Source organism: Fusobacterium necrogenes, assembly GCF_900450765.1.
In the GTDB taxonomy this organism is placed as follows: domain Bacteria; phylum Fusobacteriota; class Fusobacteriia; order Fusobacteriales; family Fusobacteriaceae; genus Fusobacterium_A; species Fusobacterium_A necrogenes.
On the sequence record NZ_UGGU01000003.1, the window covers coordinates 467,742 to 480,556 of the forward strand.

A 12,815-nucleotide genomic window follows, 5' to 3' on the forward strand; every position below is an offset into this window, starting at 1 on the left:
TGTTCTAAAAAATTGCAAATAGAAAGGGATAAGATGAAGTTACGTGTTGTAAAGATTTTAAATAATAATGCCTTTATATCTAAAGATGAGAATAATAAAGAGATTATTGTTATGGGAAAGGGAATAGCATTTCAAAAGAAAGCAAATGAAGATGTAGAGCTTCCAGAGAATGTTAAAGTTTTCTCAAGTGATGAAAATCAAATAAATGAAAAGTTAAAAAATACAATTTTAAATATCCCTGAAAAATATTTAGAAATAACAGAAAGAATTGTAGAATTATTAAAGGATAGATACAACAAGGAGTTGCACAATATAATCTATGTTTCTTTGACTGAGCATATACATGGGGCAGTGGAGAGATATAGAAATGGAATAGAGATAGAAAACCCTCTTTTAAATGAGATAAAGCACCTTTATAGAGAGGAGTATGATGTAGCTCTTGAGGGATTGAAGATAATAGATGAAAAACTAGGTATAAAATTCCAAAAAGATGAGGCTGGATATATTACAAGTCATATAATCAATGCCCAACTTGATGGGGGAATGAATAATACCACTGAGATAACAAAAATCGTACAGAAGATTTTAAATATTATAGAGTTTAATATGCTAATAGATATAAATGAGGATAGCATATCTTATGATAGAGTTGTAACACACTTAAAGTTTCTTTCATTGAGAGTGTTAAACAATACAGTAAATGATGAAGATGAGGAGCTATTTGAGATTTTTACAAAAAAATATCCTCAAGCTTACAAGTGTGTAACTGTAATTTATAAATATTTTGAAAAAGAGTACAACTATATTTTAACAAATGCAGAGCAGATGTATCTGATAATATATATTCAAAGATTATACAAAGAAGCAATTAAAAACAAATAGTATAGATAAATTAGTAGTATAGACGAAAGTCATATTAAATATATTTGGATTGTAACTATATTGTGAATGGCCACACATATATAGGCAAAACCTTTAAAAAATAAATTTTTTGGAGGTAAATATATGAGCTATACTGAATTAGCAAGTAAAATTTTAGAAAAAGTTGGTGGAGCAGAGAATGTAAATGATGTTGTCCACTGTATGACAAGATTACGTTTTGATTTAAAGGATTTCTCACTTCTTGATGATGAGGGATTACAAAAGACAAGAGGAGTAGTGGGAACTGTTCAAAAATCAGGACAATACCAAGTTATCATAGGTAATGAGGTAGCTTATGTATACAAAGAACTTTGCAAATTAGGAAATTTTACTGTAAAAAAAGATACTAAAATAAGAACTAAGAAAAATCAAGGGATAATCCCAACTCTTATGGACACAATCTCATCTATAATGGCTCCTGTAATCCCAGCAATAATAGGGGCAGCTATGTTAAAGGTATTACTTACACTTTTAACAATGGCTAATCTTATAGATACAACAGGGGAAACTTATGCTATATTAAATGTAATAGGAGATGGAGCTTTCTTCTTCATGCCTGTTCTTATAGCTATGTCAGCAGCTAATAAGTTTAATACAAACCCTTATTATGCTGTGAGTATTGCTTTAGTTTTATTACACCCTGGGTTTATAAAGATTATGGATATGGCAAAAGCTAGTGGAGAGAATATCCATTTCCTAAATATAATTCCAGTTGTTACAAGTAACTATTCATACTCAGTAATCCCTATTATTTTAGGAGTGTGGGCATTATCTTATGTAGAGCCGATAGTAGATAAAGTAACTCCTGCTATCACTAAAAACTTCTTAAAACCACTATTAGTTATGCTAGTAATCATGCCTATTACAATAGTTGTTTTAGGACCACTAGGGGCAATTTTAGGAGATTTATTATCTAAGGTAATCTACAAATTCTATGATATCTTTGGATTTGTAGCTGTGGGAATAATAGGTGGAGTTTATCCATTTATAGTTATGGCTGGAATGCACCATGCATTTACACCAATTAAATTGGGAATACTAGCAACAGTTGGATATGAGGCTTTCATCTGTATAGGAGAGTTAGCTTCTAACCTAGCTCAAGGTGGAGCCGCTCTAGCTGTAGCTGTAAAGAGTAAAAATAGAGATTTCAAACAGATAGCTGGTTCTTCTGCTTTTTCAGCAATAGTAGCTGGTATTACAGAGCCTGCACTATATGGAGTAAATGTTAGACTAAAAAGACCTATGATAGGAGCTTGTTGTGGAGCAATAGCTGGAGGACTTTTTGGTGGATTTATGCAAATGAAATGTTTTGGTATAGCTACACCATCTTTTGTAACAGTAGTTCAATATGTAGAGCCAGGTAGAAGTTTTAGTATCTTTATAGCTCTATTGACTATGCTAATAGCTGTAATAGTTTCTTTCATAGTTACATATGCAATAGGATTTGAAGATATTGTATATGAAGATGAAGAAGAGAGAATTTTAGAGCGTGCTGAAACATTAGATAAAGAGAGTTTATAGGAAGAGGTGTAAATATGTATAAATTTCCAAAGGATTTTTTATGGGGAAGTGCTTCTGCTGCCTATCAAATAGAGGGAGCACACGATGTAGATGGAAAGGGAGTTTCTAACTGGGATGAGTTTGTAAAGATTCCTGGAAAAACATTTAAAGGGACAACTGGAGATGTAGCTGTTGACCACTACCATCGTTACAAAGAGGATATTGCTCTAATGGCTGAGCAAGGGCTTAAAACATATAGATTTTCAATAGCTTGGACAAGAATATTCCCAAATGGAAAGGGAGAGATAAATCAAAAGGGAATAGAGTTTTATCAAAACATAATTGATGAGTGTTTAAAATATGGTATTGAACCAATGGTAACAATCTTCCACTGGGATTTACCACAAGCTCTAGTAAATGAGTATGGAGGATTTGAAAATATTCAAATAGTAGATGATTTTGTAAATTATGCTACAACTCTATTTAAGGTATTTGGTAAAAGTGTAAAATATTGGATAACTCTAAATGAGCAAAATATATTTACATCACTAGGTTGGCTTACAGCTCAGCACCCACCTGGAAAATTTGATGACCAAAAAACATTCTATCAAGTAAATCATCACGCTTTTTTAGCTCATGCAAAGACTGTATTAGCTTATCGTGAATTAGGATTTACAGGTAAGATAGGGGCAAGTTTTGCTTATACTCCTAGCTATGCACTAGACTGTAATCCTATAAATGCTATGTCAAAGATGAACTATGATGATTTAAAAAATTATTGGTGGCTTGATGTGTATGCATATGGAGAGTATCCAAGAGCTGCTATGAGATATCTAGAGAAAAAAGGTGTAGCTCCTATGGTAACAGAAGAGGAGAAGAGAGTATTAAAACTAGCTGCTCAAGAGATTGATTTTATGGGAGTAAACTACTATCAAAGCTGTGTGTGTGAATATAATCCATTAGATGGAGTTACTCCATATGGTGTGATGAATACTACTGGAAAGAAAGGTTCTGGACAAGTGGTGGGAATCCCTGGAGTATATAAAAATCCAGCTAACCAATTTTTAAAGACAACAGATTGGGACTGGACTATTGATCCTATGGGATTGACATTCCTATGTAAAGAGATAACAAGTAGATATAGACTTCCAATAATGATATCTGAAAATGGATTAGGGGCTTTTGATAAGTTAGAAGAGGACAACTCTATACACGATGCTTATAGAATAGAGTATATAAAAGAGCATCTAAAAGCTTTAGCTGTGGCTATTGACGAAGGTTGTGAGGTACTAGCTTACTGTACTTGGTCTTTTACTGACTTACTAAGTTGGTTAAATGGATATCAAAAGAGATATGGATTTGTCTATGTAGATAGAAATGAGGAGTCTGGAAGCTTAGACAGATATAAAAAAGATAGCTTTTATTGGTATCAAGAGGTTATAGCAACTAATGGAGAGTCTTTAGATAAATAATTAAAATAACTCAAGAATACTTTTTATGAAGAGAATTCTTGAGTTATTTTTATATATTAGAAAAAAAGTAAATTCTAATTTAAAACTTGATAAGGTAAATAATTTTGTATGAATAAAAATTTCAATTACACTATCTTGTACTTTATTATCTAAAATTTACATTTCCCTTATCTCTCTCCTAATCTCTAAATTTGTCGAACATTGAGTAGCTTTTTATAAATATTTTAATATAAAATTGTATTAAAAAGAATTAAATATATAGAAATGAAGGATATTCTTTTATAAAATTAATTTTGTAGACATAATTAGTAAAACATATTATAATATATTGTATTTATTATAGTTATAAGGAGGACAGATGAATAAAGCAGAATTAGTTTTAGAAAGTATTAGAACTACGTATAGAAAGAAAATATGGAATAAATTTATAAAAGCAATAAAAGATTTTAATTTGATAGAAGATGGAGATAGAATAGCAGTAGGAGTATCTGGAGGAAAGGATAGTTTACTTCTCTGTAAGCTTTTTCAAGAGTTAAAAAAAGATAAAAGTAAAAACTTTGAGGTAACTTTTATCTCTATGAATCCAGGATTTGAAGCTATAGATATAGAACAGTTTAAAAAGAATCTTGAGGAGCTAGATATCCCTTGTGAAATATTTGATGCTAATGTTTGGGAAGTAGCTTTTAGAGAAGATCCAGATGGACCATGTTTTTTATGTGCAAAAATGAGAAGAGGAGTATTATATAACAAAGTAGAAGAGTTAGGATATAACAAACTTGCTCTAGGGCACCATTTTGATGATGTAGTAGAAACTACTATGATAAATATGTTTTATGCAGGAACTGTGAAGACAATGATACCAAAAGTGAGTTCGACAAGCGGTAAAATGTCAATAATTAGACCTCTTGTATATGTTAAGGAAAAAGATATTGTAGCTTATACACAAAGAAATGAGATAAAGGCTATGAGTTGTGGGTGTCCTATTGAATCTGGAAAAGTAGACTCTAAAAGAAAAGAGATAAAAAATCTTTTAGCTGAGATAGAAAAAACTAATCCCAATGTAAAGCAAAGTATATTTAATTCTATGAAAAATATAAATATAGATTATGTAATGGGATATACTAGAGGAAATAAAAATAAAGGAGATATGTAATGGAGAAAGAGAAAAATAACTCTATCTTAAAAAATATTGAGGGAAAAGGATTTGGAAAAACTATCTGGAGTCCAATTGGAAGAGCTATGCACAGATATAATATGGTAGAAGCTGGAGATAGAATAGCAGTGGGAGTGTCTGGTGGAAAGGATAGTATGACTACTTTAAATGCTCTAGTTAGAGTAAAAAAAATAGCTCAGATAGATTTTGAGATTATCCCTATTCATATACACTCTAATACTGATAAAGCTTCTTATGAAAAGATTGAAAAATATTGTGAAGAGTTAGGTTTAAAATTACAGGTAGAGCCTACTAATCTAAGTGATATGTTATTTGGAGAAAAAGAGGTAAAAAATCCTTGCTTTCTATGTGGAAGAATAAGAAGAGGGATTCTCTATAGAATGATGAAGGAGCAAAATATAAATAAGCTTGCTTTAGGACATCATAAAGATGATATAATAGAAACTTTTCTTATGAATGTATTTTATCAAGGAAATATGAAGATGATGAAACCTAGTTATATATCTGAAGAGTATGGAGTAAGAGTGATAAGACCTCTTGCCTATGTAGAAGAGGCAGATATCATAAGATATGTAAAGAAACAAGAGCTTCCAGTGGTAGCTTCAGATTGTCCATATGAAACAAGTGAGAACTCAAAAAGATTGAGAGTAAAAAATCTTATAAGAGAGTTAGCACAGGAAAATAAAGATGTTAGAAGTGTTGTTTTCAACAGTATAAAAGAGATGTTGGATTAATATTGGATAAATAATGAAAAAATGATATAATTATTGCATAAAGATATTTAAAATTAAAAAAATAAAATTAGATAGGGTGGCAGGATGAACATTCTTGTTATACAAAGAGAAAAAAAACAAGCTGAATATATAGCTAATGGACTGAAAGAATCAGGGTATATGGTTAATTTTACTGATAATTTTGATGAAGGATATCATTTTTTAGATTCTATTTCTTATGATTTAGTTATAATAGATACTATTATTTCTGGAAGATCAGGATTAGATTTTTGTAAAAGTGTAAAAGAAATAAGTGAAGCAACAGGGATAGTGTTTTTAACTTATGAAGCTGATATCAATCTGAAAATAAAAGCTTTTGATTGTGGAGGGGATGATTATATTTTAAAACCTTTTACTTTTTTGGAGTTATTAGCTAGAATAAGAGCTATAATTAGAAGAATAAAATTACAAACAAGAAAATATACCGAAAATAAACTTGTCATAAGAGATTTGAGTCTTGACTATCTTACTAGAGAAGTATATAGGGCAGAGAGAAAAATTGAATTGACCTCTAAAGAGTTTACTCTTTTAGAGTATTTTATGAGAAATAGAAATATAGTTCTTACACGTACTATTTTAAAAGAGCAAATTTGGGGGATAGACTTTATATCTGATACTAATATTGTTGATGTATATGTAAAATATCTTAGAGATAAGATAGATAAAAATTTTGAAAGAAAATTTTTTTATACCATAAGAGGAGCAGGTTATATTTTAAAATGATAGAAAGGTAGTAGTAATATGAATTTTTATGAAAAGATGTTAATAAAGATTTTAGAAAAGAGTATGACAGCTCAAGATAGTGAAATACTAAAAAAATTAAAATCAGGAGTAGACTTATCAGCTCAGGATAAAAAAGAACTAGAAGAGTTAATTGATAATCTATAAATGGGAGGAAAAATGAGATTTATATATGATAGGAATAAGACAGCAGTAATTTTTGGGGATAGAGAGTATAGTTACAAGGAGATAATAAAGGGAGTAAAATATTACTCTACACTTTTAAAAGAGAGTGGAAAAGTAGTAGTAACTATGGAAAATAGACCTGAAATGATATGTTCTATATTTTCTATTTGGGATAAAAAAGAACCAGCAGTAGTTTTGGACTCTGGATATACAGGAGAGCAATTTGCCTATGCATTTTCAGATTCAGAGCCAAGATATATTTTTACCTCTAAAAAAGTATATGAGAGAGTAAAAGAAGGAGTGGAGTTATCTAAACAGAATATAGATATAATTATAGTAGATGAGATTGATGTGCCAGAGGATTTTACTTCAGAAAATTATGAAGTAGTGATAGATGATATGGAAAGGGTAGCATTATTACTCTATACATCAGGAACAACAGGAAATCCTAAGGGAGTAGTATTAACTTTTAACAATTTAGAATCAAATATCAGAGCTGTAAGAGAAATAGAGTTAGTAAATGACCAAGATAGAGTTTTAGCTATACTACCTTATCATCATATCTTACCATTGAACTTAACTTTACTTATGCCAATGTATTTTGGAACATTTTTAGTAATCTTAGAGGAATTATCATCAGAAGCATTAAAATCAGCTTTAAAAAAACATCAAATAAGTGTAATAATTGGGGTGCCAAGAGTATGGGAGATGCTACATAAGGCTATAATGGGAAAAATTAATAGTAATTTTGTAGCTAAAAAACTTTTTAATCTTTGTAAAAAAGTAAATAGTTTAGCTCTTAGCAAGAAAGTATTTAAAAAAGTAGCTAATGAACTAGGTGGAAATATGAGAGTTCTTGTTTCTGGGGGAGCAAAACTTGATCTAGAGGTTTCTACTAATTTTAAAATTTTAGGACTTCCTATTATAGAGGGATATGGTCTTACAGAGACATCTCCAATTATAGCCTTCAATCGTCCAAATAATAATGTTATAGGTTCTGCTGGACAACTTATTCCAAATATTGAAGTAAAGATAGCTGAAGATGAGGAGATATTAGTAAGAGGAGCCAATGTAATGAAAGGGTATTATAAAAATCCTCAAGCTACCTCTGAAGCTATTGATAGTGATGGTTGGTTCCACACTGGAGATCTAGGAAAATTTGAAGGGGATTCTCTATTTATAATTGGAAGAAAAAAAGAGATGATAGTTTTATCTAATGGTAAAAATATAAATCCTGGGGATATTGAATCAGCTATTTTAAAAGAAACTGACTTAATAAAAGAGATAGCAGTTATGGAGTACAATAATCATTTGATGGCTGTAGTTTATCCAGATTTTGATTTGATAAAGAGAAGAAAGATAGCTAATATCAAAGAAACTTTAAAATGGGAAATTATAGATAAATATAATGTGACTGCTCCTAAATATAGAAAGATATTAGAAGTGAAAATTGTAAAAGATGAGTTACCAAAAACTAAACTTGGAAAAATTAGAAGATTTATGCTTAAAGATTTTTTAAGAAAATCTATAGAGAATGGAGAGGAAAATATAGAGAAAAAAGAGGTCGTAGTTATACCATCAGATCTAATTTCGCAGTATAGTCAATTGAAAAAATATATAGATTCTAATTTTAATGTTAATTTAGAACCAGATTCACACTTAGAGTTAGATTTAGGATTAGATTCTGTAGATATAGTTGAAATTTTATCCTTTATAGAGCTAAATTTTGGAGTGAATATAAATGAAGATGAGTTTAGTAATTTGAAAAATATACTTGATATAGCTAGGTTTATCAAAGAAAAGGGAGGAGAATATCATGAAGAAGATATGGATTGGAAAAGTATCTTAAATCAAAATATAGATACTCCTCTTCCAAAGTCTAGTTTTGTATTAAAAATCATAAATATCATTTTGAAGCCTATATTTAGTTTATATTTTCATTTACATAAAATAGATACAAATAAAATTATTAAGAATCCAGCTTTATATATAGGAAATCATCAAAGTTTCTTAGATGCTCTTATATTTAGTCAGGCTATTCCTTTGAATAAGTTAAAAGATACTTACTTTATAGCGATAGTTACTCATTTTAATACACCGTTTAGAAGATATTTAGCGGATAGAGGAAATATAGTAATAATAGATATAAATAAAAATTTGAAAGAAACATTACAAATTTCAGCGAAAATATTAAAAGAAGGTAAAAATTTAGTTATATTTCCAGAAGGAGCAAGAACAAGAGATGGAGAATTGCAAGAGTTTAAAAGGACATTTGCAATACTTTCTAAAGAGTTAAATATTCCAATAGTACCATTTGCTATAAAAGGAGCTTATGAATGTATGCCTTATGGAAGTAGTTTTCCAAAATCTTCTCCTATTGATATCAAATTTTTTGATAAAGTGGAACCTGGAAATTTAACTATTGAAGAAATAGTAGAAAAGACTAAGGGTAAGATAAAAAAATGGTTAGTTGAGGAATAGAATGAATATTGTAATAGAAAATGCTGTATTAAAATATATTTTTAAAAAAAATTATGAAGGGCTCCTTTTAAAGAGTCGTAACCAATCTTTTGGTTGAGCAGGTTGTAAAAAAGTAATTCTAGTTGAATTTGTAAAAGAGTATTCACAAGTAATTGAGAATAAATTTAGCTGCAAAAGTTATAAAGTTAAAGGGATAAAAGTGTTTATTCCATATAAGTTAGAGCTAGAAAAAGTAAAAGAGTTGAAGGTAGTTGAGGTAGTTGATAGCTCTAGTGAAAAGATGTTTTTAGACGTTGAAATTAAATAACCATGGCTTTTTAGTAAAAGAGGTTATTTTAATTTTAAGAATTAAATTAAATATAGTATATTTAATTTATAATTCTATGAAGACAAAAACTAGTTAAATTTTAAAATAATTAAGGAGAAAATTTTACTAAAAGAGTATTGCAACTAGATGAGCAATTGTAAAGTAAGATTTCTCCTTTTCTGTTATCAAATTATCTTATATTTTAATTTTAATTTAAGAATTTGCAACCCTTCTTTATTTGTGATATAATCACTGTAATGAAAAAAGTCAGGAAGTGAAAGATGGGAAAAATAATATATTTTACTGGTGGAGCTAGGAGTGGAAAAAGTTTTCAAGCTGAACAATATATATCTAATAGGTATTTTTCAGAAAAGATATATATAGCTACTGCTATAGCTTTTGATAAGGAAATGGAGTCAAGAATAGAAAAACATAAAAAACAGAGAGAAGAGAATTGGCTGGTAGTTGAAGGATATAAAAATTTACAAGTTAAATTGTCTCTGTATATGAAAACTCAAGGTGTTGTTTTACTAGATTGTCTTACAAATATGGTAAGTAATTTGATGATAGTAGATAAAAATATAAATTGGGATAATATTTCTACAGCTGATTTAGATGAAGTTGAAGCTGAGATAATAAGAGAGTTAGAAAGTTTTTTAATATTTTTTAAAAGCTCTTCCATGGATTTGGTAGTTGTTTCTAATGAAGTAGGAATGGGAATAGTACCAGCTTATCCATTAGGAAGATATTTTAGGGATATTTGTGGAAAAGCTAATCAGCTGGTAGGAAAATATTCAGATGAGGCATATTTAATCATTTCTGGATTAAAATTAAAATTGAAATAAAGATGGAGGAGATATATGAAGGGAATTATATTACTTTTAAAATTTATGACAAGGTTACCCATAGGAGTTGAACCAAAATTTGACTCTGACTCTATTGGAAAAAGTATGAAATTTTTTCCAATAGTTGGAATGGTAATAGGACTCATACTCTTTGCTTTTTTCTGGGGATTTAGTGGTATAATTTATACACCTATGTTAATGATTGTATTGCTAGTTATAATAGAAGTTATATTAACAGGAGGATTACATTTAGATGGACTTGCGGATACTTTTGATGGAATATTTAGCTATAGAAGTAAGCAGAAGATGTTAGATATAATGAAAGATTCAAGTCTTGGAACTAATGGAGGACTAGTACTTATTCTTTATTTTATTTTAAAGATAGTTCTTATTTATGAATTAGAGATGACAATTGGATTGCCAAGTGGAATAGTATTTTTATTGACACCAGCTATAGCAAGACTTAATAGTGTTATAAATTGTGCTAGTGCTCCATACGCTAGAGCTACTGGATTAGGAAAGACATTTGTAGATAATACTAATGGCTTTGGAGTGATAGTAGCTACAGTGTTAGTTTTATTATATACAATTGTAATAGGTTATTTGTTTCTTTTACCAGTTGTCATGTTAATAATTATTCCTATTGTTATGTTATTTGGATTTATTTTTGCGAAACTTATGACTAGAAAAATTGGTGGAGTGACTGGAGATACTTTAGGAGCTGTAGTTGAGCTTTCAGAAATATTAGTCATATTGCTCATATATATTTTTGCTGTATTGTTTGTGTAGGTAAAATATGGGAAAACTTTTAATGGTGCGTCATGGTCAGACGGATATGAATTTAAATAAAATTTATTTTGGTTGGTTAGATCCTGAACTCAATCAAATTGGGATAAAACAAGCTAAAAATGTAAAAAAAATATTAAAGGAATTTTCTTATGATCATATTTATTCTAGTGATTTGAAAAGAGCTAAAAAAACAGCTCAAATAATAAATTATCTTCAAAAAGATATAGTATATGATAAAAGAATTAGAGAATTGAATTTTGGAGTTTTTGAGGGAATGACTTATGAAGAGATATTACTTAAATATCCATCTCAATATGAGCTAAGTTCTAAGGAATGGAAAACGTATGATTTTGAAATTGGAGAAAGTCCAATGAAATTACAAAGAAGAGCTATAAATTTTATCGAGAGTTTAGATTTAAAAAAAGATAACTTAGTGATAACTCATTGGGGAGTTATCAATTGTATATTAAGTTGGTATTTTTCAAAAGAGCTAGATAGTTATTGGAAATATTCTGTTGAAAACGGTGGAATTTGTGTGATAGAGTTTATAGATGGTTTTCCAATACTAAAAGGATTGAATATAAGATGATTGATGTAAAGAGGAAAGAAGACATTATAGGGAAATTAGATGGATTAGATGTTAAAAGTATGCAGCTTATTCAAAAAATTTTAGATAGTAAGATGAAACCTCAAGGAAGTTTAGGAGCTTTGGAAAAAATAGCTGTAAAAATGGCAGGGATATATGGATATCCTCTAGAAAGAGTAGAAAAGAGATGCCATATTGTGGCTTCAGCTGATAATGGAATAGTAGCTGAAGGAATTTCTTCTTGCCCTCGTGAATATACTACAATAGTTTCAGAAGCTATGTTGAATAAAGTAGCTTGTATAGGTCTATTTTGTGAAAGATTAGGAATAGACTTTAATCTTGTAGATATAGGGATGAAAGAATCTATATCAAGAGATTACTCAAATTTATATAATAAAAATATAAAAAAAGGTACAAATAATTTTTATAAAGAACCGGCTATGAGTAGAAAAGAATGTTTGAGTGCTATTCACGAAGGAATGAATATGATAAAAGAGAAAGCTCAAGGTATTACAGTCTTTTCTAATGGTGAAATGGGAATAGGGAATACCACTACTAGTTCAGCTGTGCTTTATTCATTAACAAAAAAAGATATAGATAAAATAGTAGGAAGAGGAGGAGGACTTTCTGATATTGGACTATCTAAGAAAAAAAGTATAATAAAAAAATCTTGTGAGAGATACAATACTTTTGAGATGTCACCTATAGATATATTAGCTCACGTTGGAGGTCTTGATATAGCTTATATGGTGGGGCTGTATTTAGGAAGCGTAAAATATAGAAAACTTATGTTAGTAGATGGTTTTATTTCAGCTGTAGCTTTTTTATCTGCTTATAGGATAGAGCCAAAGGTAAAAGATTTTTCACTTTTTACTCATATGAGTGAGGAACCAGGTATGCAGGTAATATTAGATGAAATAGGAGAAAGTGCTTTATTTAATTTAAATATGAGGCTAGGAGAAGGAACTGGAGCAGTTTTAGCTTATCCACTTATAGATTGTGCCTTAGATATTGTAAATGGAATGAAAACAATTGAAGAAGTATATGAAATGTTTAAATAA

The 12,815-nt window shown here is 29.4% G+C and carries 12 protein-coding genes; all 12 read left to right on the top strand.

Annotated features, from left to right (window positions below; translation table 11 throughout):
* The first annotated feature begins 33 nt into the window (after positions 1-33).
* Positions 34-882, top strand: a complete 849-nt coding sequence (licT, locus tag DYA59_RS02570) for a BglG family transcription antiterminator LicT (RefSeq protein ID WP_115269068.1) — start codon at positions 34-36, stop codon at positions 880-882.
* 123 nt (positions 883-1,005) lie between these two features.
* Positions 1,006-2,442, top strand: coding sequence for a PTS transporter subunit EIIC (locus DYA59_RS02575; RefSeq protein WP_115269070.1), 1,437 nt, complete (start codon positions 1,006-1,008; stop codon positions 2,440-2,442).
* 14 nt (positions 2,443-2,456) lie between these two features.
* The gene (locus DYA59_RS02580; protein WP_115269072.1) at positions 2,457-3,893 is read left to right on the top strand and encodes a glycoside hydrolase family 1 protein; all 1,437 of its coding nucleotides are present in this window, start codon (positions 2,457-2,459) and stop codon (positions 3,891-3,893) included.
* Between the two features lie 358 nt (positions 3,894-4,251).
* Positions 4,252-5,046, top strand: coding sequence for a tRNA lysidine(34) synthetase (locus tag DYA59_RS02585; RefSeq protein ID WP_115269074.1), 795 nt, complete (start codon positions 4,252-4,254; stop codon positions 5,044-5,046).
* On the top strand, positions 5,046-5,801 hold the full coding sequence (locus DYA59_RS02590) for a tRNA lysidine(34) synthetase (protein ID WP_115269076.1): 756 nt from the start codon (positions 5,046-5,048) through the stop codon (positions 5,799-5,801). Before DYA59_RS02585 ends, DYA59_RS02590 begins: the two co-directional genes overlap by 1 nt.
* 84 nt (positions 5,802-5,885) lie before the next feature.
* Positions 5,886-6,563 (top strand): winged helix-turn-helix domain-containing protein, encoded by a 678-nt coding sequence (locus DYA59_RS02595; protein ID WP_115269078.1) that lies wholly within the window; start codon positions 5,886-5,888, stop codon positions 6,561-6,563.
* Positions 6,564-6,581: 18 nt separating this feature from the next.
* Entirely contained in the window at positions 6,582-6,728 is a 147-nt protein-coding gene (locus DYA59_RS09470; RefSeq protein WP_172606934.1) for a hypothetical protein, read from the top strand.
* Between the two features lie 12 nt (positions 6,729-6,740).
* The gene (locus tag DYA59_RS02600) at positions 6,741-9,227 is read left to right on the top strand and encodes an AMP-binding protein (protein WP_115269080.1); all 2,487 of its coding nucleotides are present in this window, start codon (positions 6,741-6,743) and stop codon (positions 9,225-9,227) included.
* Positions 9,228-9,815: 588 nt separating this feature from the next.
* Positions 9,816-10,379, top strand: coding sequence for a bifunctional adenosylcobinamide kinase/adenosylcobinamide-phosphate guanylyltransferase (gene cobU, locus DYA59_RS02605; RefSeq protein ID WP_115269082.1), 564 nt, complete (start codon positions 9,816-9,818; stop codon positions 10,377-10,379).
* A gap of 15 nt (positions 10,380-10,394) precedes the next feature.
* Positions 10,395-11,168 (top strand): adenosylcobinamide-GDP ribazoletransferase, encoded by a 774-nt coding sequence (gene cobS / locus DYA59_RS02610; RefSeq protein ID WP_115269084.1) that lies wholly within the window; start codon positions 10,395-10,397, stop codon positions 11,166-11,168.
* 7 nt (positions 11,169-11,175) lie between these two features.
* Complete coding sequence (locus tag DYA59_RS02615; protein WP_115269086.1) at positions 11,176-11,757, top strand: histidine phosphatase family protein; 582 nt, start codon at positions 11,176-11,178, stop codon at positions 11,755-11,757.
* A complete protein-coding gene (gene cobT / locus DYA59_RS02620) occupies positions 11,754-12,815 on the top strand; it encodes a nicotinate-nucleotide--dimethylbenzimidazole phosphoribosyltransferase (RefSeq protein WP_115269088.1) in 1,062 nt (353 codons plus the stop codon). Before DYA59_RS02615 ends, cobT begins: the two co-directional genes overlap by 4 nt.

Bases quoted from the DNA above. Each gene is read 5' to 3' on its own strand.
- DYA59_RS02590 (WP_115269076.1), top strand. From the start codon at position 5,046: ATGGAGAAAGAGAAAAATAACTCTATCTTAAAAAATATTGAGGGAAAA.
- cobT (WP_115269088.1), top strand. From the start codon at position 11,754: ATGATTGATGTAAAGAGGAAAGAAGACATTATAGGGAAATTAGATGGA.
- cobU (WP_115269082.1), top strand. From the start codon at position 9,816: ATGGGAAAAATAATATATTTTACTGGTGGAGCTAGGAGTGGAAAAAGT.
- licT (WP_115269068.1), top strand. From the start codon at position 34: ATGAAGTTACGTGTTGTAAAGATTTTAAATAATAATGCCTTTATATCT.
- DYA59_RS09470 (WP_172606934.1), top strand. From the start codon at position 6,582: ATGAATTTTTATGAAAAGATGTTAATAAAGATTTTAGAAAAGAGTATG.
- DYA59_RS02575 (WP_115269070.1), top strand. From the start codon at position 1,006: ATGAGCTATACTGAATTAGCAAGTAAAATTTTAGAAAAAGTTGGTGGA.
- DYA59_RS02595 (WP_115269078.1), top strand. From the start codon at position 5,886: ATGAACATTCTTGTTATACAAAGAGAAAAAAAACAAGCTGAATATATA.
- DYA59_RS02580 (WP_115269072.1), top strand. From the start codon at position 2,457: ATGTATAAATTTCCAAAGGATTTTTTATGGGGAAGTGCTTCTGCTGCC.
- DYA59_RS02585 (WP_115269074.1), top strand. From the start codon at position 4,252: ATGAATAAAGCAGAATTAGTTTTAGAAAGTATTAGAACTACGTATAGA.
- DYA59_RS02600 (WP_115269080.1), top strand. From the start codon at position 6,741: ATGAGATTTATATATGATAGGAATAAGACAGCAGTAATTTTTGGGGAT.
- cobS (WP_115269084.1), top strand. From the start codon at position 10,395: ATGAAGGGAATTATATTACTTTTAAAATTTATGACAAGGTTACCCATA.
- DYA59_RS02615 (WP_115269086.1), top strand. From the start codon at position 11,176: ATGGGAAAACTTTTAATGGTGCGTCATGGTCAGACGGATATGAATTTA.